The organism is Pseudomonas sp. 30_B, assembly GCF_017491605.1.
Taxonomy (GTDB): domain Bacteria; phylum Pseudomonadota; class Gammaproteobacteria; order Pseudomonadales; family Pseudomonadaceae; genus Pseudomonas.
Genome location: NZ_JAFGYY010000003.1, coordinates 87,715 through 109,883, shown reverse-complemented (window position 1 = coordinate 109,883; position 22,169 = coordinate 87,715). Strand labels below are relative to the sequence as shown.

Sequence of the window (22,169 nt, the reverse complement as noted above, 5' to 3'; positions counted from 1 at the left end):
TCAGAATGAGCAACGACAACCGCAAGGCCGGCGAACAGGTCCGCCGCGAAGTGATGGGCGACGCCTTCGTCGACCGCGCCCTGGGCAACGCCACCGAGTTCACCCAGCCGCTGCAGGACTTCGTCAACGAGCACGCCTGGGGCGGCGTGTGGAACCGCGACGGCCTACCGCGCAAGACCCGCAGCCTGATCACCCTGGCCGCGCTGACCGCGCTCAAATGCCCGCAGGAGCTGAAAGGCCATGTGCGTGGCGCACTGAACAATGGTTGTACGGTGGAAGAAATCCGCGAGGCGCTGCTGCATTGCGCGGTGTACGCCGGTGTTCCGGCGGCCATCGACGCCTTCCGCGCCGCGCAGGAAGTGATCGAGGCCTGGCAGGCGGATCAGAAAACCTGAGTGGCATGAGCGCCTATTAGCGCTATTCGCGGGCATAGCCCGCTCCTACAGGCTTGGGCCGACGCCGCGCTCGTAGGAGCGGACTCCGTCCGCGATAGGTTCGAATCGCGCCGGACTGCATCGCGGACAAAGTCCGCTCCTACGCGGGCCTGAACCTTCCGTGCCGGGCACCAGCACCCAAGCGCAGCGCCCATTTGTAGGAGCGGGCCATGCCCGCGATCCGTCGGCCGGGCCGACGGCTCTCGCCCTTACGGATAACTGAACCACTTCACCAGCGTCAGCTCGCCCGGCTGGCGCATCGGGATCAGGAAGGATTCCTGCTTCTCGTTCACCGTGCCCTCCTCCGTGACGATGGTCACCTGCGCCGTGGTCAGCGGCTTGGCCGCGTTCACATCGCCGGAGCTGTCGTCCTCGCTCCAACCGCCACCGTAATAGTTCACATAGACCAGGTACTGGCCCTTGAGCGGGGTCGGGCTGGCTATGATTTCCGGGCCGTAGCCGGTGGTCACGTCGACGTCCTGAGCCGCGCCGTTGGGCAGCGAGCGGTTGCCGTACCAGACGTGCCCGCCATCGGGCGTCACCAGATGCAGGTCGAGGTCGGTGTTGTCCGAGTCCCAGGACAACATGACCCGCAGCTTGGCTGCGACTTCGCCGCCCCCGCCGCCGTGGTAGAACTGCACGCGCTTGCGCTGCTGGCCGTCCGGGCTGATGACTTCGACGCTGTTGGAGCCCGCCGGGAAGGCGAACGGACGGTCGAACTTGCCGTCGCCCTCGATCCGCATCGGCATGGCCACGCCGTTGACCACCAGGCGTGCCGGCTCCTTGCTGTCCTTGGGCAAGCCACGGATTTCCCCGCGGATACGCGCGGTCTCGGCCTGGTCCGCGCGAGTGTTCACCGAGGACGCCGGGTAATTCACAGTCTGCCGGAAGTCGGCCTTGTCGCCGTCGCCCGCGCGCCAACCGCCCAGCGGCGTGTCCAGGCTGATCGGCGATTCGGCGGCCTGCGCGGCCAGCGGGATCAGGCTGGCAAGCAGGGAAAGGCGGAGCACGTGGGCGAATTTCATGGTGATCATTCCAGTATCAGGCGACGGGCCAGGCTTTCCACGTAGCCCTCGTCTTGTCCATTAGGGTGCGCCTGGAAGGCCAGGTGCAGGTATTCATGAGCCAGGTCGAGGCGGTCCTGCTGGGAGTACAGGCCACGTACGTAGATGCGCTGACGTTCGCGGTCGACGTAGGGCCGGCCACTGCTCAGGCGGCACACGGCGAAAGACTGCAATTCCTCATAGCCCGCCTCGGCTTCCAGGCGCTGCCGCCAGTGGCGGCGCTGCGCCTGCAGCCAGCGTTCGGCCTCGGGCAGCGGCTGGCAGGCGGCAGTCGGGTTGCTCCAGCGGCTGAGGCTGGTGCGCGGGAAGGCGCGGGCGAGGATGGCGTCGTAGCGCAGGCCCTTGGCGGCCTGTTCCTGGGCGTCGCGCCAGGACAGTTTCGACTGCCCGGCTTGGTCCGAGTGATAGGTGACGGTGCCGCCGGCCAGTACCAGATCAGCGGTCCAGGCGGCGATTCCCCGCGCGGCCTCACTAGCCGGGCGCGGCGCCACGCGCTGGCGCTGGCTGCTGTCGTCGATGCTCAGGCAGTCGCCGCGCGGGGCGCCGTTCTGCAGCAGATAGGTGCGGATGGTCACCGCCAGCGCCTTGGCCGCTTCCGGCGGCGTAGCGGAAGCCTCGCGGTCGAGCACGCGGGCGACATACTCCTCGCGGGACAGGCGCGCGGTCAAGCGCGGGCCCTGGGCGCCGCGTTCAAGAAACAGATCGCCGCCGCTGTTCACGTCGAGCCTTACGCCATTGGCGAACAGCACATTCTGCCGACCTTCCAGCAGGCCTTCGGTGGCAGGCTGGTTTCGCACGTCGTAGACCTCTTTCAGCGGATAGCGGCTGAACAGACTGACCTCCACACAACGCCCCGGATCGCTTGGCCACGGCGCCGGCAGCGCGACACCGATAGCGTTGCCGTACTTGGCCAGCACCGTCTTGCTGGTGCCCGGCCCGCGCGCCCAGAGCGGTGTGCCGTCCACCAGCCAGCCGGCAAAGCCGCCTTCGCGCTGGCCGCCTTCTTCCCAGCTCCAGGTCTTCACCCGCAGGCGTCCACCCAGGGCAGCGGGAGCGCGCCCGTCATCGGCGGCGAGGCTGACATCCAGCAGCACCTTTCGCGCCTGCTCCTGGGCCGGCAGGTGCTGCAGTTGATCGAGCAGTTCGGCAACCGGCACCTCGGTCTGCGGCGCCAGATGATCGAGTTGCGAGACCCAGGCCGGCGCGTGGCGCGCCTGCCAGTACTGCTGCCAGACCGTACCGTCGATGCCCAGGCGCCGGGGCTGAAAATACAGACCACAGGACTTCACCAGCGCCGCGTCACGCTCGATGCTCTGCCCCGCCGTGCAGCAATAGACCTCTTCCTTGCTCTCGCCACGGCACGGGTAGGCCGGCTCCTGCTGGCCGGTGTCGCTCAGCCAGGCATAGACGAACAGCTTCCACAGGCTACCCAGCGGAGCCGTGAGATCGGCGGGCAAAGCCTGACGATCGAGCACCTGCTGCGACCCTAGCCGCAGCAGTTCATCACCCTGCGCAGTGCGCCAGGCCAGCTGCGCCGACTCCTGCGCCCCAAGGGCGCAGAGCGGCAACAGCAGAATCAGCCCGGCGATGCGCGCGCGCATTACTGGACCTTGATCTTCGCCAGGGCCGGATTCTGCTCCAGCGCCTGCTCCTGCGGCGCATAGAGGCGCTGGAAGCGCGCCGGCGGCAGGACGAACTCGCCCTTCTGCGAGAAGCGCACCAGATGGCGGAAGCGCAGCTCGCCGCCCAGGGTGTCCACCGGCACGCCGTAGAACAGGTCGCCCGGTTCGTTGCGCGCGCGCTCCAGGCTGGTCGCCTCGGCGCCACCCAGGCCGCTGATCTGCAGGCCCCAGGTGGTGCGCTCGACGTCCGCGCCCGGCGGCAGCGGCACTTCCAACATGCCGTAGCGCAGGGCTTGCGCCTGCTCGGTGGTCAGGGTCACTTCGTCCAGGTACAGCTCGTCGCTGGACAGCGGCTTGTCGCCCAGTGCCTCGGCATTGAAGGCGAAAGCTTCCTCACCCGGCACCAGGCGCAGCAGGCGACGCTTGATGGTCACCGGCAGTTGGCTGGCCGGCGCTTCGGCACTGCGGAAGGTCACGGAAGCATTGAGCGGACGCGACGGCGCGGCGGAGAGGTCCAGCTGCGCAGGCACTGCCTTGCCCTGCCATTGCCAGACGGCGTCGCCTGTCGTGCTGTGTTTTTCCTTCCAGTCCGCCACCGGCTTGGGCAGCTCGGCGGCCGGAGCTTCGGCCACGGCACGCTGCATCCAGGTCAACGCCAGGGCGCGTTCGACGGTGGACTGCTGCGGCGCCAGGCTCAGCAGCAGTGCCCGGGTGCGGTTGGCGTCCACGGTGCCGCTGTAGAGCTGCACCGCGCGGGCGAAGGGCTGGTCGCTGGTATTCAGCTTCAGGCGCGCGGCATCCAGTTGCTTGGCGAAGCCTTGCGGCAGCGCGACCTTGTTCTGCTCGGCCAGGCTGGCCGTCAGCACACGGGCGACCGCCAGGCCCAGCTCGGAATCCGGACTACCCATGACCAGGCTGTCGTCGCTGTCGAAGTCGTTCACCGACTTCGCCGCCTCGCCGCTGCCAGCATTCTGCAGGTCGGTGAGCAGGCCGCTGACCAGGGTCTGTACCGGCAATTTCATGTCGCGGGCGAAGGCCAGGATCAGTGCGCGCTGCAACAGCGGCGTGGCGCTGGCGCGTGCGGAATACAGTTCCAGCACACGCTGCCAGTGGTCCGGCGGCAGCTGGATTTCCAGCGCACGGCTGGCGTACCAGTCGGCGTAGTAGGCGTAGGCGGTGAGGAAGGCGTCGTTGTCTTCGCCGCCCCACCAGGTGAAGTAGGCATCCGGGCCGGCCATCTGCACCAGGCGCAGGCGGCTGGTCTGCATGATCAGGCGCAGGCGGTCACGCACGCGCGGCTCGCCGCTGGCCAGCATCGGGTAAGCGACGCTGAGCGGCAGCAACTGGCTGGCAGTCTGCTCGACGCCACCCCAGGGGTACTGAAGCAGCGAGTCGAGGTTGCCGCGCAGCAGGGCCTGGGCGCTGTCGTCCAGGCGCAGGGTCACGTCGCGGGCATCCGCCGGCAGTTCCAGCGGGATGTTCTGCGCGTTGACCTGCAGCGGTCTGGACTGCAGGACCTGCCAGCTGTCGGCCACCAGGCTGAAGTGCACACCGAGGCTGTCGCGGACCTGGCCGTCCTGGCGCAGCTCCACGCTCCAGTCGCCATCGCTGAGCGGTTGCTGCGGCAGGGCGATGTAGTTGACGCCGCGCTTGAGCTCCAGCGCCTGGGTCTTCTCGGCGCCGTTGGCGCGGATCAGCAACTCGGCCTTGGTGTCCTGCTCGCCCTGGTTGAAGACGAACAGGCCGAGGTCCGGCGCATCGCCCGTGCGGAAGCGTTTCGGGCCGCTCCACTTCAGGTACAGCGGTTTCTCGGAGCGGATGAACTGCTTCTTCTGGCCGACCTGCCCTTCGTCATCCATGGCGCGCGCGGTGATGCGCCAGCGGGTCAGGGAGTCGGGCATGCGGAACTTGAACTGCGCCTTGCCGTTGGCATCGGTGACCAGCTCGGGCTCCCAGGCGGCGGTGTCCACTTCCTCGCGGCGCGGGCGCTCCAGCACCTTCACCCCGCGTTCGCTGCGGTTGGCGCGGCCAGGTGCGCTGGGCGCTCCGGGCAATGCCACGTCGTAGCTGATGAACGACAGGCTGGCGCTGGTGCGCACGTTGTTGCGGCGCGGGTGGTAGAAGAACTGGTCGATGCCCGGGGCGATCTCAGGCTGCAGCGCATAGATCATCTCGTCCACCACGCTCACGGTGAGGTGGCTGGAGACCGGCTTGCCAGCGTAGGTGGTGTCGAGGTTGACGGTGACTGTCTCGCCCGGCTCGTAGCGCTCCTTGTCGGTGCTGACGGCGATCTCCACCTGCGGCACCGCGACCTTGATGCCGGCGTTCTGGAAGCTGTAGTCGCCGCTGCGGGTGTAGAGCACGGAGAAGGTCAGGTTCGGCGAGAACTCCGGCTTCACCGGAATGCGCGCGCGGTACTGGGTCGGGTTGAGCTTTTCCAGCTTCAGCCAGTCGCCGCCCTTGGACAGCAGCGCGGTGGCCTCGACCTTGTCACGCTCCAGCGACAGCAGCGCATCGTCCACCGGCTCGGGGAAGGTGATCAGCGCCAGCGCTTCCTCGCCGGCCTTGTACTCGGCCTTGTCGAGGACGATTTCCACGGTGCCCGGCACGGCTTTCACGCCGTCGCCGCTGACCGAGTGGCCGGTGCCGCCGAGCAGTTGGCCAGCCTTGTCGCGCAGCTCGATGCTGTAGGTGCCGGGCTTGTCGAAGGTGATGGCGAACTTGCCGTCAGCCACCACACCATCGCCGTTGCTGCGGTCTTCCAGGCGCAGCCAGCGGTAGGCGGTGGGCTGGACCTGCGTCTGCTGTTCGGCGGCGTAGCTGAACTCGACCTTGTCCCCGGCTGCGCTGAAGCGCTGCGGCGCGCTCACGCGGTAGCGCGCGGCGCCGCGCTCGATGAGGATTTCCTTGCTGGTCTTCACGCGGTATGCGGCGCCATCGCTGGCGAACACGGTGAGCATGTAGCGGCTGGGTTTCTCCGCCGCCGGTAGCTCCAGCTCGGCACGGCCCTGGCCGTCGGTGGTGATCTGTGCGCTGGACAGCTCCACCGGGAACTGGCCGAGGTACTGCAACTCGTTGTCCACCATCGACAGCTGCTGCGCGCGCAGGCTCAGCTCCAGGCGCGCGTTGGCCACCGGCTTGCCATCCGGGTAGAGCAGGATCAGGTTGCCCTTCACCGGCTCGCCGGTCTTGAAGTCCGGCTTGGCCAGATCGAGGGAAATCTCGAAGTGCGGCTTGATGTATTCGGCAACGCGGAAGGCGCTGCTGTAGGTCTGGTCGCGGTAGTCGAAGCGCAGCTCGTAGCCGCCGGCGACGGCGTTGGCCGGCAGCTGGAAGCGGCCATTGGTGCCGCTCTTGGCGTCGTACTTGAGGTCCAGGGTCTGCAGCGTGGTGCCGGCGGCGTCGATCACCGACAGGCGCAGCGGCGCGCTCTGCGGCGACTGCGATTCGCGGGAGTTCTTGAACTCGCGGCCAACGATCTTCAGCGACACCCAGTCGCCCGGACGGTACAGCGGGCGGTCGGTGAAGGCGTAGAGCTTGGTGTCGTAGATTTCGCTGTCGTAATAGAAGTTCTCGGAGACGAAGACGCCGCCCTCCTCGTCCTCGCCGATCACGAAGGAGCGCTCGGGGCTGATATGCTGCAGGCGCAGCAGGCCGTCGGCGTCGCTGCTGCCGCTGCTCATCACGCCCAGGCCGTCGGTCCACAGCACCTTGGCGCCGCCCACCGGCGTGCCTTCATGCTTGCGCGCGGTCCACACCAGCAGTTCGTTGCCGGCGATCTTGCTCACCGCCACGCTGTTGGAGACGAACACCACGGTGGTCGCGCGGTACTTGCCGACCAGCGCTTCGACCAGGTAGAGGCCGGGTTTCAACTTGCCCAGCGGCACGTAGACGTTACCCGGCGCGACGTTGATGAACTCGCTGGAGGAGCCCATCAGGGTCACGTCCTTCGGCGGCTCGATGGGCTTGGCGTCCCACAGCGGGTAGCGGAACTGGCTGACCATCGGCAGGCCGGGGATCGGCGCGTACTGCGGCTGCGCGTCGTAGGGCGTCGGCGCGGCGATGGCGTTGCCCATCTTCAGCTCGGGTACGACTTCGGTGACCTGCTGGCGCGACTCGTAGGAGAAGGTCCGCTGCATCACCCGACGCGACTTGCGGTACCAGTTGTCCCACAGGTAGGCCAGGGTATTGGACAGGCCTTCGCCCTTGAACTGCCCCTCGGACAGCACGCGGTGCAGATTCTTCTGGCGCTTGAGGAAGTCCAGCGGCTGGTCGATGCGGTAGACGCGGATATCCGCGCCGCCGTAAGGCTCCATGCGGTAGCGGCGGTAGTCGCGGCCCGGCGCTTCGAGGCGCACCTTGGCCACCTCGTCGGAAGCGAAGCTAGAGTCAGCTAGCAGGAAGAACGATTCGCCGGCCATGGGCGTGTAGTTGCTCGCCGGGACGTCGTCGTCCGCCTGCACGACCGCGGGCGCGGCGGCGAACAGGCCGGCGCAGGCCAGGGCAGCGGCAATGCCGCGCAGCGCGTTCATCGGGTCAGGAAGGACAAGCGATAGACGCCGATAAAGTTGGGATTGGATTCGTCGGGTATCCATCGGGTGTCCTTCCATGTCATGAGTTGTTGCAGGCTGACCGAGCGCATGCCGTTGTCGGTCGCCGTACGAGTGCCGGTGTGATAAGCGATGTCGCGGCCCATCCAGATCATCAGATGCTGGTCATCGCCCTGGTCGAAGAACATCAGGTCGCCCGGCCGTGCCTGGTTGAGGTCGCGGCCGACGAGCTGGCTGTTGTACTGAATGAGTTTGATCGCGTTGACGTAGGGGCCGGTCTTGCCGCCGCCCTGCTGCCAGGTCTGCGCGAGGTTGCGCTGCGCGTCGGTAAGCTCCAGCTCCGGCGGCAGGTAGCGGTTGGACATGCCATTGGCGCGCAGCCACTTGGCGTCGTGCACCTTCAGCGCCTCGTTGGCGGCGAAGCGCACGAGGCCTGCGCAGTCCTGCTGGTACCAGCGCGGGTTCGGCCCACGACGCAGCTGCTCCTCGGCGATACGCACGAACCAGGCGCGGAACACCTGGGTCTGCTGCGCATCCAGCGCAGGCTCGGCTGCGTGCGCCAGCGTGGCGACGAGCAGACCTGCGAGCAGCGTGAAAGGCTTTCCGATCACAGCGCCTTCCACTCCAGCGGAAGCCACTCCCAGTCGCCGCTGGGCTCGCTGCCGGCCGGCAGGGTCAGGGCGTAGGACCCGTTGCCGGCGAGGGTCTTCAGGCGCGGCAGGAGCAGCGTGTCGGCAGCGTTGCGGAACACCGGCTCGATGTCCTGCGGCAGGCTGTCGAGGGTTTCGCGCTGGAGCAGTTCGGAGAGCGTCTTGGGCGCCAGGTAGGCAGGCACCAGGGCGTCTTTCGGCAGCACGTCGGCCAGCGGCGGGAAGCGCTTGGCCAGGGTGTTGCGGGCCTTGTCGAGCAGCTTGTCGTCGATGGAGAACAGCAGGGTGTTGCCATCGCGCAGCAGGCTGACGCGGAAGAAGCCGTTGCCGCTGACCTGGTCGGGATTCTCCGCCTCGCTGGCCGGGTACTGGCCGAAGCGCGAACTGACCTGGCGCTGCCACAGGCGACCGTCACCTTCGGCGCGGCTCTCCACCTCGAAGGCGCCCGCCTCCACATTGGCCTCATAGGCGCCGATCATGCTGCCGAACAGCTTGCCCAGCTGCTCATCGAGTTCGGGGCTGGCGGGCGCATCGAGCTTCACTGCGAGCAGCGGCGAATGCAGTCGCGAGTCCGGGTACCAGCACAGGCCCGCAGCGCCAGAGAGGTGCTCGGAGAAGGCCGCGGCCATCTTCTGCTCGGCGCCCAGCTTCACCAGCATGTTGTCATACAGACCCGGCGTGACCGGCAGGGCGACACAGGCGCTGGCGCCCATGGGCATGGCCTGCCAGACGGGAGTGAAATCCAGTTCGGGCTGGCGGGCGACTTCATTGAGCGCCAGGTAGCTGTGCCAGCCGTCCTTGCCCTGCTCGAAGCGCACGCCGGCGAAGGTCGGGATGAAGCGCTGGTAGCCCATGGCGAGCACGCCGGCGCCCAGGGTGATGCGCTGCTTCAGTTCGCCGCGCGGTTCCAGGCCGAAGTCCTTGGCGAACAGCGGCTCGCCTTCGAGCAACGTGCCCAGGTCCTTGGCGATCATGGCGTCCGACTCACCCAGCCCACCCTCATTGGCCTCGGGGAAGAGCATCTTCGGATTCGACAGCACCAGCATCTGGTCGCCACGGGAAACGAACAGCACGCTCTTTTCGGCGCCGTAACGCAGGCTGTAGACCGGCGTGGCAGCGCCCTTCACCTGGATTTCCGAGACCTTCTTCAGCTGGCTGTCGTCAGCGGCGACCTTCGCCAGCGGCTCCAGGAGCTTGGCCAAGCCGCCACGGCGCAGGACCACCATGAAGTCGCGCAGGCGGCCATCGGCGCCGCGCCATAGCGCGACCTGGGCCGGCTGGTCGAGCAGTTCCTCGATCACGCTGTCCTTCAGGGTCAGGTCGTGTTCGTAGGCGATGCGCCGCAGGGTGCCAGTCAGGCCCAGGCGGTCGGCGTTGTTCTCGTAGTAGAAGACGAAGTCCTCGGTGAGCACGTCGCGCAGCAGCGGCACTTCCAGCACCGCCTTGGGCAGTTGGCTGAGCGAGGCGCTCTCGAGCAGCGCGTCGGGGCGCTGCAGGTCGCGCACCACTTCCGCGTTCTCCGGCGCTTCCAGCGTGCCCACCGGCGCAGAGTGGAAGGCGGGAATCAGACCGAAGGCCAGGGCCAGGCCGCCGGCGACCAGCACGGCGGCAACCGCGCCGATGGCGATCAGCGGGCCGCGGCGCGGAGGCTGCGCGGCCGGCGGCGTGGGAGTGCTGTCTGGGCTGCTGGTAGGAGTGTTGTCGCTCATGGATCGCTTGTCCCGTGTCATCCCTGCGAGGGGCGAATTCAGTAGTTGAAGGTCTTCACCAGCACCAGATCACCGATGGTGCGCATGGGCACCACGAACGTCTCGCGCTTCTCGTTGACGGTATTTTCGTTGAACACCAGGTTGATCTCCGCGGTGATCACATCCTGCTCGTGATTGCCTTCCTGGAAGTTGTAACCCTGGCTGGCGTTGTAGTTGCCCCAGTAGTTCACGTAGACCAGATAAGTGCCATGCAGCGGCGCGGCCATGGTGAACATTTCCGGACCGGGCCCATCGACGCCGTCCGGGTCGAGGCCGCCGCCGTTGCTCAGGCGCGGGTGGGCCCAGAAGGCATGCTGGCCATCGGGCGTGACGATATGCAGGTCGAGTTCTGCCTTGGGGTCGTTCCAGCCCAGCGCCAAGCGGATGCGCGGCGGTATCCGGCTGTTGTTGGCCTCGTAGAACTGGAGGCGCTTGAGAGATTTGCCCTGGTCGCTGCTCAGCGCGACGCTGTTACTGCCCGCGCCGAAGTTGTATGGGCGGACGAACTTGCCTTCGGCGTCGGTATACAGAGGGAGGGGGTTGCCGTTGACCACCAGGCGCTGGGCGCGGTCGACACCGGACACTTCACGCAGGTGGCCCTCGATCAGGCTGCGACCGCGCGCACCGCCACGGTCGATGGGCGGGGTCGGATAGGCCACGCGGGGCACGCTGGGATCATCGGTCAGGCCGGAATAGCGCCAGCCGGCGGTTGGGCTGCTCAGCTCGGCACCCGGTTCGGCAGCGGCCACGGCTGCCAGCAGGCAGGCCGGCAGACACGAGGCGGCATACAGAATCCGGCGTGTGAGTTGCATGAACAATCCTTGATCGTGCAGAAGATCGGCAAATGTAACTGTTCTTGTACAACGAAGAAATGAACTTCACCGCGCCTTGGAGCCGCAGCGTAGTGTTTCAGCAATGTCTTACAAAGCTCATCATTTTTGTCGCACTTCGGCGATCTGCAAATGTGCCCGTCGTGCTTACATCCAGCCGCCCCACTGCAGCAGGAAAATACCGATATTGGTGGTCACCGCCGCCGCCAGCGTGGTGATCACGATGATCGAGGCTGCCAGCTCGTGGTTGCCGTTCGCCGCGCGGGCCATCACGAAGCTGGCGGCCGCCGTCGGACTGGCGAAATAGAGGAACAGGACGCCCAGTTCCGCGCCGCGAAACCCGTAGAACCAGGCGCCGAAGGTGCAGATCAGCGGCAACCAGACCATCTTCATCAGGCTCGCGCTGACCGCCAGAGCACCGCTCTCCCGCAGCGAGGCCAACGACAGCGTGCCGCCGATGCAGATCAGCGCCAGCGGCATGGTCATCTGGGCAAAGTAGCCGGCGGACGTGAGCAGCCACGCCGGCAGCGCGATCTGCAGCCAGGAGAACGGCAGCGCCGCCAATACACCGAGGATCAGCGGGTTGCGCAGCACACTCTTGAAGATGCTCCAGGGGTCGGACTTCATGCTCGGGCTGTAGATCGCCAGCACCACCGACGAGAGCGTGTTGTAGCAGAGGATCACCAGCGCGGCGAGAACCGAGCCCAGCGCCAGGCCGTGGTCACCGTAGAGGCTGGTGGCCAGTGCCAGGCCGATGATGCCGTTGTTGCCGCGAAATGAACCCTGGGTATAGACCCCGCGATCCGCGTGGGGCACCCGCCAGATCGACCAACCCCAGGCAAGCAGGAAGCCCGCCAGGGTCGCCACGCAGAAGTACAGCAGCAGCGCCGGACGCGCTGCGCTATGCAGGTCGGAGTGATAGATGCCGAGAAACAGCATTGCCGGCATGGTGGCGTTGAACACCAGTGCCGAGGCGGTCTGGATGAACGCCGGATTGATCGCGCCCACGCGGCGCAGCAGCACTCCGAGGAACAGCATGGCAAAGACCGGGGCGGTGATGCCGAAGGTCTGGAGCAGGAGTGCGAGCATGGGGCGGAACGTTCAGGGCAGCGGGAACGGCAATCATAGCAAGCCAGGCACCGGTCCCGCCGGGGCAAATCAGGCTTCGGCCGCCTCTTCGCGCACCGGCGCCGGAAGCTCCAGCGGTTTGGGCGCTTCGCCGTCGGCCAGTCGGGTCAGCTTGCCATCCACCGTGGCGCCGTTCTCCATGCTCAGCTGGCGGTACTGGATGTTGCCGACCACACGCGCGTTGGAATGCAGCTCCAGAAGGTGCTCTACATAGAGGTCGCCGATGATGGTGCCATCGATCAGCGCGTCGTAACTGCTCACGTTGCCCTCGATCCGCCCTTCCGCACTGAGCGCCAGCAGGCTGGCCGCGCCGGGCTTGTGACAGACGTTGCCTTTCACCGTGCCGAGGATCTTCAGGCCGTCCTGGAACTGCATGTCGCCGACCAGATCGACATTGCCCGAGAGCAGGCTGGAGAACTTGTCCACCGATACCTGCGGCGTCTTCTTCTTGTTGCTGCTGAACATCTGTCCTCCTGTGACGGACTACTTGCCAGGTTTCTGCTGGCGGAAGAAGGCCAGCTCGGTCTTGAGTTTCTTGATTTCGGCGGACATCGCGTCGATCCGGCGCATCAGCTGCTCGCGATTGGCGCCATCCTCTTCGCCTTGCAGGCGTCGCTCGTCCAGCGCCGCGTTCAGGCGAGCGTTCTCGGCTTCCAGCAGTTCGATACGCTGACGCATCTGCCCGTCATCCTGTGTACGCAGCAGGTAGACTCCCGCCAGCGCTGCCAACAGGACAACGCATAGCAGCAAGGCCACCCAGCCCAGCCGCGCCGGGCTGCGCGGAACATGCGGCAGGTGCTCGGCGCGCAGCAGGTCGCGGGTGGAAGGCTTCCTAGTCCGAAGCCAGGCCATCGCTGTCGATCTCCATGCCGCCCAGAGAGAGGAAGTTCTGCGGGTCGACGAACTCGCCGTGGTAGAGAACTTCGAAATGCAGGTGCGGCCCGGTGGAACGGCCGGTAGACCCGACCTTGGCGATTTCCTGCCCCGGCAGCACCACGTCACCCACCTTGACCAGCAGCTTCGATGCGTGGGCATAGCGCGTCACCAGCCCATTGCCGTGGTCGATCTCGACGCGATTGCCATAGGAAGAATTACGGTCGGCGACGATCACGCGTCCACCGGCGGCGGCGTGAATCGGGCTGCCCGTGGGCGCCGAGAAGTCCTGGCCGGAATGGAAGGCCAGGCGGCGATTGAACGGGTCGACGCGGTTGCCGAAGGGCGAGCCCAGGCGGGCGTCTTCCATCGGCCGACGCGCCGGGATGGCCATGAAGTCGGCGCTGCGTCGGGCAACCTGGTCCATCAGCTGATCGAAGACGCGGCGCAGGCAGCGGGCCGAGCGCTCGTTCTGCTCGATGTCGGCTGACGGCAGCGGCTCGGCGCACGGACGCGGCGGCAGCAGGATGCCGCCTTCACCATCAGTCGCACGCCTAACCACAGGCGCCTTGGCCGGCGGGACCAGCGCGGGGTCGAGCTTGGACAGCTTGCGGGTGATTTCCTCGTGGCTTTCGACGGCCTGCAACAGGTAGGCGGCGTCCTTTTCCAGCACCTGCAGGCGACCGGACAGCTGACCGATACGCTCGGCGGCGAAGCGCTCTTCCGGCGCCTCGGTACTGTTCCCGGCCTGCGCGACGGGCGGCGCGACGGGCTCCACATGGGCGCGCCCCACCCAGATGCCGCCGGCGAAAGCCGCAGCGGCCACCACCAGCGACACGCTGGCAGCGCCCAGCAGGAGCCGGCGCGGGTCGATCAGGCGCAGGTCCGAGCGGGTCAGCGCCTGCCGTGACGGGGAAAGGGACTTCATAAGGGTACCGTTGAACAGCCTTGAGGCCGGGCAGTGCCCGGCCGGGGCGCACAGGGTACCTGTTCTTGAAAATTTAGCAGCGACTAAACACTGGGAAATGTAAGAAATTAAGAAGAATTCATCCCTTTTGAGATGACTTTCAGACGTTTCCTACTAACCAGCTCACAGTCTGCTAGGGAATCAAACTGCCATCAGGCCGGCAACACCGCCTCCATTTCCCGCAGCCGGCGATCTTCCAGGCGCAACTGCCGGGGGTGGAAACGCTTAAGGCTGACACGGTGGCCGATGCTGACCAGGGTGACGCCCGGCAACTGCTCCAGCAGCACCTGGTAGAGCGCCGCTTCGTCGGCTTCGTCCAGGGCCGAGGTGGCCTCGTCGAGGAACAGCCAGCGCGGGGCGTAGAGCAAGGCGCGGGCAATGGCCAGGCGCTGTTGCTCGCCCGGAGACAGCACGCGTTGCCAGTGATCGGCTTCGTCCAGGCGAGCCGCCAGCGAGTCCAGGCGACACAGGTGCAACACCTCTGTCATCCGCTCGGCGTCGTGGCTGTTGCCAGGCTCCGGATAGCACAGTGCTTCGGCCAGGGTGCCAATCGGCAGGTAGGGCTTCTGCGGCACGAACAGGCAGCGCGCCTCGGGCATCTGCACCACGCCGCTGCCGTATCGCCACAGGCCGCTCATCGCGCGCAGCAGGGTGCTCTTGCCGCCACCGGAAGGGCCGCCGATCAGCACATGTTCGCCGGGGTTCACGGTCAGGCTGGCGGGCTCGAGCAATTCGCGACCGCTGCCCAGGCTCAGGCTGAGGTTCTGCAGTTGCAGGCTGTCGCCGGTCTTGCGGACATCGATGTTGGCGGACTCGTGGGCCGTCTCGGCCATGGCGCCCCGGAAGCTCAGCAGACGGTCGCAGGTGGCGCGCCAGGTGGCGAGGCTGGCATAGGCATCGATGAACCAGCTCAGGCCGTCCTGCACGTTGCCGAAGGCCGAGTTGATCTGCATGAGTTCGCCGAGCTGGATCTGCCCGGAGAAATAGCGCGGGGCAGCAACGATGAAGGGGAAAACGGTGGCGATTTGCGCGTAGCCGGAACTGAAGAAGGTCAGGCGCTTCTGGACTTTCATCAGCTCCCAGAAGTTACCCCAGACGTTGCGGAAGCGCGTCATCAGCCGCTCGTTCTCGTTGGCCTCGCCGTTGTACAGGGCGATGCTCTCGGCGTTCTCGCGCACCCGCACCAGGCCGAAGCGCAGGTCAGCCTCGAAGCGCTGCTGGCGGTTGTTCAGGCCGATCAGGCGGCGGGCGATCAGGTGGGTCAGCCAGCTGCCGACCGCTGCGTAGAGCAATGCAGCCCAGAACATGTAGCCCGGAATGGTGATGCCGAACAGCTCGACGCTGCCGGACACGCCCCAGAGGATCACCGCAAAGGACACCAGGCTGACCAGGTTGCGGATCAGGCCCAGGCCGAGGGTCAGGGTGGTGTCGGTGAAGCTGTTGAGGTCTTCGGACAGACGCTGGTCAGGGTTGTCGGTGTGTCCGCGCTGCTCCAGGCGGTAGTAGTTCTTGTCGCCCAGCCAGGCGGCGAAATGCTTTTCCGTCAGCCAGCGGCGCCAGCGGATGGTGAGCATCTGGGTCAGGTATAGGCGATAGACCGCCGTGAGGATGAACACCGCCGCGATGCCGCAGAACATCAGCATCAGATGGATGAAGCTGTTCAGGTCCTTGTTCTGCAGGGCGTTGTAGAAGTCGCGGTACCAGCTGTTGAGCCAGACGCTGAGGCCCACGCCCACCAGCGACAGCGCAATCACCACGATCAGCAGCAGCCAGGCCGTGCCCTTTTCTTCGCTGCGCCAGTAGGGCGCGGTGAGTTGCCAGACCCGGTGGAAGAAGTGGCTGCGAACGGCGTCGTTCGCCGCGCGGTATTCGGCGCTATCGGTCATGGAATCTCGCTCGCACGGCTGAAAATAAAAGGAGCGCTCAGTTGGCGCTCCTCGTGTTATCGCTTACTTAACGCCTCACCGGGCGCTTCTGCAGCTTACGCTGCAAGGTTCGCCGGTGCATACCCAGAGCACGGGCGGTCGCGGAGATGTTGCCATCGTGTTCGGCAAGCACGCGCTGGATATGTTCCCACTGCAGGCGGTCCACCGACATGGGGTTTTCCGGCACCAGGGTATCCAGGTTGGCATGCTCGGACAGCAGCCCGGTCAGCACGTCGTCGGCGTCGGCCGGCTTGCACAGATAATTGGTGGCGCCGCGCTTGATGGCCTCCACCGCGGTGGCGATGCTGGAATAGCCGGTGAGGATCACCACCCGCATCTCGGGGTCCAGCTCCAGCAGCTTGGGCAGCAGCACCAGGCCGGAATCGCCATCCATCTTCAGATCGAGCACGGCGTAGTCGGGCAGGTCTTCCTTGGCCAGGGCCAGACCTTCCTCGGCGGAGCTGGCGACCGATACCCGCAGCCCGCGACGGGTCATGGCACGGGCCATGACGCGGGTAAAGGTGGTGTCGTCGTCCACCAGCAACAGGTGGGGCTGCTCTTCGCCTTCGAACTGGATCTCTTCGCTCATGGGACTTCCTCGCAGACGTGGCCCTCAAGCCACGCCATAGCTTCTTGGCAGACGCAACTCCGTCAGAGTGCCGCCATCTTCATGGTTGTACAACTTCACCGTACCGCCCGCCCGCGTCACGCTGGCCTGGCTGAGGAACAGGCCCAGGCCGAAACCCTTGCCCTTGGTGGTGAAGAAAGGCTTGCCGAGCTGTTCGGCAATGGCCAACGGAACGCCCGGCCCCTGGTCGCGGATGCTCAGGCAGATTTCCCCGGCATCCCAGTCCAGACGGACATCCAGGTCGTCCGGACAGGCGTCGGTGGCGTTGTTCAGCAGGTTCAGCAGCGCCTGACTCAGGTCGGTGGGCGGCACCATCCGCGGCGCCTTGCCCTTGCCGAGAGTCTGGTAACGGTAGCTGGCCTCCGGACGCATCAGGTGCCAGCGATGCAGGACGGAATCCACCCACTCGTCAGCCCCCTGCTCCACCACCGCCTGCCGACGATCAGCCTCGGCGGCGCGCACCAGGTGCTGGAGGGTGTCCTTGCAGAGCTTCACCTGCTCCTGCAGCAGGGCGAGATCTTCCTGCAACATCGGCTGGTCCGCATTGGTCTGGCGCAATTCCTTGAGCAATACGCTCATGGTCGCCAGCGGCGTGCCCAGTTCGTGAGCGGCACCGGCGGCCTGGGTGGCCACGGCGAGCAGTTGCTGATCGCGCATGCCTTCCTCGCGGCGCTGGGCCTGCAGCTGCTCCTGGCGGCGCAGCGATTCGGACATGCGCGCCACGAAGAAGGTGATCAGCGCGGCGGCCAGGGCGAAGCTCAGCCACATGCCGTAGACCAGCAGGTTGTCGCGCTGCCCGGCGGCCATTTCCAGCGGGTGGAACCAGACCAGCAGCACGGTGTAGCTGGCCAGCGCCAGGCCGGCGAGAACGATGGTATAGAGCCAGGGCAGGGTCGCCGCGGCAATGGTCAGCGGCACCAGGTAATAAGAGACGAAGGGGTTGCTGGAACCGCCCGAGAAATACAGCAGCACGCTGTGAATGATCAGGTCGCAGGCCAGCTGGACGGCATATTCCAGCTCGGTCACCGGCCAGGGGCCACGCAGGCGCAGGGCGGTGCCCAGGCAGAGCACCAGGGAAACGCCGAGGGTCACGCCCAGGGCGAGCCAGGGCAGCTGGATCAGTTGGGCCTTGTAGGCGAGCCCGACGGAACCCGCCTGGGCGGCAAGCACGAGAATACGGATAAGCGTCAGATGCAGGAGGTTCTGACGACTGGCGGAAAGCTGGAAAACCGGTGTGCGCATGGTGAATTCCGGAATTTGCGCGAGTATAGCCAAGAGCCCCCTCCAACTTATGCGGCATAGCGCCACAGCATACTCCAGCGCGGGTCGCGGCGGTCGGAAACAATTGGTGACATCCACCGTTAACCCGTTCCGGAACCAATCCCCGTCAAAGGGTCTGACAGTCCTCGCCACTGCCTCAACTACGCTGTGGCCGGGACATTTTCTGGAGCAAGGAGTCATCCATGTCTGTACTGAAGAAACCCTTCACCGCCATCGCCGCCGCCATCGCCCTGTGCGCCACCAGCCTGGGAGCCCTGGCAGACGAACCTCGCTACAACCAGGTTTCGCTGCGCGCCGAGGTCAGCCAGGAAGTCGCCCACGACCTGATGCACGTGACCCTGTTCAGCGAAGGCCAGGGCAGCGACCCGGCCAAGCTGGCGGCCGAGACCACCACCGCGCTGAATGCTGCCGTCGAGCAGGCACGCAAGGTGAAGGGCGTGACCGTCAGCCTGGGCAGCCGCAACAGCTACCCGGTGTATGACGACAAGGGCCAGAAAATCACCGCCTGGCGCGAACGCGCGGAAGTCCGCCTGGAGAGCGCCGACTTCGCCGCCCTCTCGCAGCTCACCGCCGACCTGCTGGGCAAGCTGAAGATGGGCAGCATGGACTTCAGCATCGCCGACGCCACCCGGGTGAAGAATGAAGATGCGCTGATGAAGGACGCCGTGAGCGCCTTCAAGGCCCGCGCCCAGGTGCTCACCGATGCCCTCGGCGGCAAGGGCTACAAGCTGGTCAGCCTGAACCTGAACACCTCCGGCGCGCCGCGCCCGATGCCGGTGATGCGCATGGCGGCAATGAAGGCCGACAGCTACGGCGGCGCACCTGCCCAGGAAATCGAAGCCGGCACCAGCCAGGTCGTGGTCAGCGCCGACGGCACGATCGAAGTGCAGATGCCCTGACCGCTGTCGTTACCGCCGTGCCCCATTTGCGGGCCGGCGGTAACGCCATCCCGTCTCCCCTCGCGCGGCGCCACCGGGAACCGGGACGCCGTGACCTGACCGCACGGTTCCCATTGTCGAAATTGCGACATTCCCTTGCACTCGCGTCACAACTTCTACACTCATCCCCGTCAGTAGCTTGCGCACGGCATGTGCCATGCATAGTTTCACGCAACGCAGCCCACAAGGCTGTGCCTCGATGACAACCAGAATAACCAGAGGTCCGTATGCGTAAGAACGCCGTCATCCGCTCCATGATTGCCGCTGGGTTGATCGCCAGCGCTCCGCTGTTCGCTCACGCCGCCAACAACCTGGTCTACTGCTCCGAAGGCAGCCCGGCGGGCTTTGACCCCGGCCAGTACACCACCGGCACCGACTTCGACGCGTCGGCGGAAACCGTGTTCAACCGCCTCACCCAGTTCGAGCGCGGCGGCACCCAGGTCATTCCTGGCCTGGCGGAAAAGTGGGACGTATCTGCTGACGGCAAGACCTACACCTTCCACCTGCGTTCCGGCGTGAAGTTCCATACCACCGACTACTTCAAGCCGACCCGCGAGTTCAACGCCGACGACGTGCTGTTCACCTTCAACCGCATGCTCGACAAGAACCATCCGTACCGCAAAGCCTACCCGACCGAATTCCCCTACTTCACCGACATGGGCATGGACGCGAACATCGCCAAGGTGGAGAAGGTCGACGACCACACCGTCAAGTTCACCCTCAACGAAGTCGACGCCGCGTTCATCCAGAACCTGGCCATGAGCTTCGCCTCGATCCAGTCCGCCGAGTACGCCGACCAGTTGCTCAAGCAGGGCAAGGCCAGCGACATCAACCAGAAGCCCATCGGCACCGGCCCGTTCGTATTCAATCGCTACCAGAAGGACGCGATGATCCGCTTCAAGGCCAACCCGGACTACTGGAACAAGGGTGAGGTGAAGATCGACAACCTGATCTTCGCCATCAACACCGACGCCTCGGTGCGCATGCAGAAGCTCAAGGCCAATGAATGCCAGATCACCCTCTTCCCGCGCCCGGCCGACCTGGAAGCGCTGAAGAAGGACCCGAACCTGAACATGCCGTCGCAGCCGGGCTTCAACCTCGGCTACATCGCCTACAACGTGCTGCACAAGCCGCTGGACAAGCTGGAAGTGCGTGAAGCGCTGGACATGGCGGTGAACAAGAAGGCCATCATCGACGCCGTGTACCAGGGCGCCGGCCAGCTCGCCGTGAACGGCATGCCGCCGACCCAGTGGTCCTACGACGACAGCATCAAGGACGCCGGCTACAACCCGGAAAAAGCCAAGGAACTGCTGAAGAAGGCCGGCGTGCCCGAAGGCACCGAGATCACCCTGTGGGCCATGCCGGTACAGCGCCCGTACAACCCCAACGCCAAGCTGATGGCCGAGATGCTCCAGTCCGACTGGGCCAAGGTCGGCATCAAGGCGAAGATCGTCACCTACGAGTGGGGCGAGTACATCAAGCGCGCCAAGGGCGGCGAGCATGACGCCATGCTGATCGGCTGGAGCGGCGACAACGGTGACCCGGACAACTGGCTGGGCACCCTCTACGGCTGCGACGCCGTGGATGGCAACAACTTCTCCAAATGGTGCGACAAGCCCTACGACGCGCTGATCAAGGAAGCCAAGCGCACGCCGGACCAGGCCAAGCGCACCGAGCTGTACAAGCAGGCCCAGCACATCCTCAAGGAGCAGGTGCCGATCACCCCGATCGCCCACTCCACCGTGTACCAGCCGATGCGCAAGACGGTGCAGGACTTCAAGATCAGTCCGTTCGCGCTGAACTCCTTCTACGGCGTCAGCGTCGGCAAGTAAGGCCAATGGCCGCCGGGCTCCCCGGCGGCCTTCTTTCCCGGCAACCGCCGTGCGCACCGCGCTCGCCCGCCTGACCCTCGCCAGCCTCCTCGGCTGCGCGCCAGCCTTCGGCCAGTCCCTGGTGGTCTGCACCGAGGCCAGCCCGGAAGGCTTCGACATCACCCAGTACACCGCCGCCACCACCGCCGATGCATCGGCCGAGACGGTGTTCGAACGACTGGTGCAGTTCGCTCCCGGCAGCACCCGCCTGGTGCCCGCCCTGGCGGAAAGCTGGGAGATCAGCCCGGACGGCCTGCAATACACCTTCACCCTGCGCCAGGGTGTGAGGTTCCACCGCACCGACTATTTCAGCCCCACCCGCGAATTCAACGCCGACGACGTGCTCTGGAGCTTCGAGCGCCAGCTCGACCCGCAGCATCCGTGGCACAAGCTCGCGCCACGTGGTTTCCCCTACGCCGAGTCGATGGGCCTGCCCGGATTGATCAGCGCCGTGGAAAAGCTCGACGACCACCACGTACGCTTCACCTTGCGGCACCCCGAGGCGCCCTTCCTCGCCGACCTGGCAATGGGCTTCGCCTCCATCTATTCCGCCGAGTACGGCGACCTGCTGCTCGCGGCGCAGAAGGCCGAGCAACTGAACAACCTGCCCATCGGCACCGGTCCGTTCGTCTTCCAGCGCTACCAGAAGGACGCCCAGGTGCGCTTCAACGCCAACCCGGACTACTGGGGCGGCAAGCCGAAGATCGAGCGCCTGCTGCTGGCGATCACCCCCGATCCGAACGTGCGCATCCAGAAGGTCAAGGCCGGCGACTGCCAGATCGCCGTCTACCCCAAGCCCACCGACATTCCCGCGCTGCGCCAGGAACCGAACCTGAAGGTGGAGGAGCTGGATTCCCTGCTGGTGGCCTACGTGGCCCTCAATACCCGGCACAAGCCGCTGGACGATGTGCGCGTGCGCCAGGCGATCAACCTCGCCTTCGACCGCAAGGCCTACCTCAAGGCGCAATTCGGCGAAGGCGCCGCCACGCCGGCCATAGCGCCCTATCCGCCGACGCTCTGGGGCTCAGACCCGCAGCTCAAGGGCTGGCCGCACAACCCGGCGCGGGCAAAACAGCTGCTGGAGGAGGCCGGTATCCAACCCGGCCTGAAGCTGTCGATCTGGACCCGCCCCGGCGGCGGTCCGACCAACCCCAATCCCGGCATCGGCGCGCAGATGCTGCAGGACGACCTGAACAAGATCGGTATCCAGGCGGATATCCGCGTCTTCGAATGGGGTGAGCTGATCAAGCGTGCCAAGCAGGGCGAACACGACCTGATCTTCATGGGCTGGGTCGGCGATAACGGCGATCCGGACAACTTCCTTACGCCGAACCTCTCCTGCGCCGCCGCCAAAAGCGGCGAGAACCAGGCCGGCTGGTGCAACGCCGAGTTCGACGAACTGCTGCGCCAGGCCCGCGCCAGTACCGACCAGGAGGTCCGCGCCGGCCTGTACCGGCAGGCACTGGCGATCTTCCAGCAGGAAGCGCCGTGGATCGCCCTGGCTTACCCGAAGCAGTTCGCGGTGCTGCGCCCGAACGTGAGGGGATTCACCCTCAGCCCGCTGGGTTCGAACAACTTCTCGCGGGTCGAGTTGACGCAATAACTGCAGGAACGGACGCCGGCAAGCCGGTGTTCTGCGTCGCCTTGTCCCGGCTGTGCC

17 protein-coding genes are annotated in these 22,169 nt (G+C 66.0%); 4 read left to right on the top strand and 13 right to left on the bottom strand.

The annotated features are described in order from the left end of the window. The first annotated feature begins 5 nt into the window (after window positions 1-5). Complete coding sequence (locus J5M67_RS04185; RefSeq protein ID WP_207883609.1) at window positions 6-395, top strand: carboxymuconolactone decarboxylase family protein; 390 nt, start codon at window positions 6-8, stop codon at window positions 393-395. Between the two features lie 248 nt (window positions 396-643). Here J5M67_RS04185 and J5M67_RS04180 read toward each other — a convergent pair whose 3' ends face one another. From J5M67_RS04180 to J5M67_RS04120, 13 genes are all read right to left on the bottom strand, one after another. Next, window positions 644-1,459, bottom strand: a complete 816-nt coding sequence (locus J5M67_RS04180; RefSeq protein WP_207883606.1) for a YfaP family protein — start codon at window positions 1,457-1,459, stop codon at window positions 644-646. 5 nt (window positions 1,460-1,464) lie between these two features. Continuing rightward, on the bottom strand, window positions 1,465-3,099 hold the full coding sequence (locus J5M67_RS04175) for a DUF2300 domain-containing protein (RefSeq protein WP_207883604.1): 1,635 nt from the start codon (window positions 3,097-3,099) through the stop codon (window positions 1,465-1,467). After that, window positions 3,099-7,652 (bottom strand): alpha-2-macroglobulin, encoded by a 4,554-nt coding sequence (locus tag J5M67_RS04170; RefSeq protein ID WP_207883602.1) that lies wholly within the window; start codon window positions 7,650-7,652, stop codon window positions 3,099-3,101. The genes J5M67_RS04175 and J5M67_RS04170 overlap by 1 nt, the downstream gene beginning before the upstream one ends. Then, complete coding sequence (locus tag J5M67_RS04165) at window positions 7,649-8,278, bottom strand: DUF1175 domain-containing protein (RefSeq protein ID WP_368735919.1); 630 nt, start codon at window positions 8,276-8,278, stop codon at window positions 7,649-7,651. Before J5M67_RS04165 ends, J5M67_RS04170 begins: the two co-directional genes overlap by 4 nt. Then, window positions 8,278-10,029, bottom strand: coding sequence for a DUF2138 domain-containing protein (locus tag J5M67_RS04160; RefSeq protein ID WP_207883598.1), 1,752 nt, complete (start codon window positions 10,027-10,029; stop codon window positions 8,278-8,280). Before J5M67_RS04160 ends, J5M67_RS04165 begins: the two co-directional genes overlap by 1 nt. A 38-nt stretch (window positions 10,030-10,067) precedes the next feature. Beyond that, window positions 10,068-10,880 carry a YfaP family protein gene (locus J5M67_RS04155; protein ID WP_207883596.1) on the bottom strand — a complete coding sequence of 271 codons (813 nt, stop codon included), beginning with the start codon at window positions 10,878-10,880 and terminating at the stop codon, window positions 10,068-10,070. Between the two features lie 165 nt (window positions 10,881-11,045). Further along, entirely contained in the window at window positions 11,046-11,987 is a 942-nt protein-coding gene (locus J5M67_RS04150; RefSeq protein ID WP_207883594.1) for an AEC family transporter, read from the bottom strand. A gap of 69 nt (window positions 11,988-12,056) precedes the next feature. Beyond that, window positions 12,057-12,491: a polymer-forming cytoskeletal protein gene (locus tag J5M67_RS04145; RefSeq protein ID WP_207883592.1), complete on the bottom strand. Its 435-nt coding sequence runs from the start codon at window positions 12,489-12,491 to the stop codon at window positions 12,057-12,059. Window positions 12,492-12,509: 18 nt separating this feature from the next. Beyond that, entirely contained in the window at window positions 12,510-12,878 is a 369-nt protein-coding gene (locus tag J5M67_RS04140) for a hypothetical protein (protein ID WP_243434480.1), read from the bottom strand. Further along, on the bottom strand, window positions 12,859-13,827 hold the full coding sequence (locus tag J5M67_RS04135) for a M23 family metallopeptidase (protein ID WP_207883590.1): 969 nt from the start codon (window positions 13,825-13,827) through the stop codon (window positions 12,859-12,861). Before J5M67_RS04135 ends, J5M67_RS04140 begins: the two co-directional genes overlap by 20 nt. 191 nt (window positions 13,828-14,018) lie before the next feature. Beyond that, window positions 14,019-15,752: an ABC transporter ATP-binding protein/permease gene (locus J5M67_RS04130; protein ID WP_207883588.1), complete on the bottom strand. Its 1,734-nt coding sequence runs from the start codon at window positions 15,750-15,752 to the stop codon at window positions 14,019-14,021. 67 nt (window positions 15,753-15,819) lie between these two features. Continuing rightward, window positions 15,820-16,380 carry a response regulator transcription factor gene (locus J5M67_RS04125; protein ID WP_207883586.1) on the bottom strand — a complete coding sequence of 187 codons (561 nt, stop codon included), beginning with the start codon at window positions 16,378-16,380 and terminating at the stop codon, window positions 15,820-15,822. A 24-nt stretch (window positions 16,381-16,404) separates the two neighbouring features. Then, window positions 16,405-17,661: an ATP-binding protein gene (locus J5M67_RS04120; protein WP_207883584.1), complete on the bottom strand. Its 1,257-nt coding sequence runs from the start codon at window positions 17,659-17,661 to the stop codon at window positions 16,405-16,407. A 221-nt stretch (window positions 17,662-17,882) separates the two neighbouring features. Between J5M67_RS04120 and J5M67_RS04115 the strand changes: the two genes are divergently transcribed. The 3 genes from J5M67_RS04115 to J5M67_RS04105 all read left to right on the top strand — a co-directional run bounded on the left by J5M67_RS04115 (window position 17,883) and on the right by J5M67_RS04105 (window position 22,112). After that, window positions 17,883-18,599 (top strand): SIMPL domain-containing protein, encoded by a 717-nt coding sequence (locus tag J5M67_RS04115; protein ID WP_207883582.1) that lies wholly within the window; start codon window positions 17,883-17,885, stop codon window positions 18,597-18,599. A 266-nt stretch (window positions 18,600-18,865) separates the two neighbouring features. Further along, window positions 18,866-20,470, top strand: coding sequence for an ABC transporter substrate-binding protein (locus J5M67_RS04110; protein ID WP_207883579.1), 1,605 nt, complete (start codon window positions 18,866-18,868; stop codon window positions 20,468-20,470). A gap of 70 nt (window positions 20,471-20,540) precedes the next feature. Further along, a complete protein-coding gene (locus J5M67_RS04105; protein WP_243434503.1) occupies window positions 20,541-22,112 on the top strand; it encodes an ABC transporter substrate-binding protein in 1,572 nt (523 codons plus the stop codon). The last annotated feature ends 57 nt before the right edge of the window (window positions 22,113-22,169 follow it).

What these genes read in the sequence shown, in the direction of transcription:
- J5M67_RS04160 (WP_207883598.1), bottom strand. Translation starts at nt 10,029, where the DNA reads ATGAGCGACAACACTCCTACCAGCAGCCCAGACAGCACTCCCACGCCG.
- J5M67_RS04140 (WP_243434480.1), bottom strand. Translation starts at nt 12,878, where the DNA reads ATGGCCTGGCTTCGGACTAGGAAGCCTTCCACCCGCGACCTGCTGCGC.
- J5M67_RS04150 (WP_207883594.1), bottom strand. Translation starts at nt 11,987, where the DNA reads ATGCTCGCACTCCTGCTCCAGACCTTCGGCATCACCGCCCCGGTCTTT.
- J5M67_RS04185 (WP_207883609.1), top strand. Translation starts at nt 6, where the DNA reads ATGAGCAACGACAACCGCAAGGCCGGCGAACAGGTCCGCCGCGAAGTG.
- J5M67_RS04110 (WP_207883579.1), top strand. Translation starts at nt 18,866, where the DNA reads ATGCGTAAGAACGCCGTCATCCGCTCCATGATTGCCGCTGGGTTGATC.
- J5M67_RS04115 (WP_207883582.1), top strand. Translation starts at nt 17,883, where the DNA reads ATGTCTGTACTGAAGAAACCCTTCACCGCCATCGCCGCCGCCATCGCC.
- J5M67_RS04180 (WP_207883606.1), bottom strand. Translation starts at nt 1,459, where the DNA reads ATGAAATTCGCCCACGTGCTCCGCCTTTCCCTGCTTGCCAGCCTGATC.
- J5M67_RS04145 (WP_207883592.1), bottom strand. Translation starts at nt 12,491, where the DNA reads ATGTTCAGCAGCAACAAGAAGAAGACGCCGCAGGTATCGGTGGACAAG.
- J5M67_RS04130 (WP_207883588.1), bottom strand. Translation starts at nt 15,752, where the DNA reads ATGACCGATAGCGCCGAATACCGCGCGGCGAACGACGCCGTTCGCAGC.
- J5M67_RS04155 (WP_207883596.1), bottom strand. Translation starts at nt 10,880, where the DNA reads ATGCAACTCACACGCCGGATTCTGTATGCCGCCTCGTGTCTGCCGGCC.
- J5M67_RS04120 (WP_207883584.1), bottom strand. Translation starts at nt 17,661, where the DNA reads ATGCGCACACCGGTTTTCCAGCTTTCCGCCAGTCGTCAGAACCTCCTG.
- J5M67_RS04135 (WP_207883590.1), bottom strand. Translation starts at nt 13,827, where the DNA reads ATGAAGTCCCTTTCCCCGTCACGGCAGGCGCTGACCCGCTCGGACCTG.
- J5M67_RS04170 (WP_207883602.1), bottom strand. Translation starts at nt 7,652, where the DNA reads ATGAACGCGCTGCGCGGCATTGCCGCTGCCCTGGCCTGCGCCGGCCTG.
- J5M67_RS04125 (WP_207883586.1), bottom strand. Translation starts at nt 16,380, where the DNA reads ATGAGCGAAGAGATCCAGTTCGAAGGCGAAGAGCAGCCCCACCTGTTG.
- J5M67_RS04175 (WP_207883604.1), bottom strand. Translation starts at nt 3,099, where the DNA reads ATGCGCGCGCGCATCGCCGGGCTGATTCTGCTGTTGCCGCTCTGCGCC.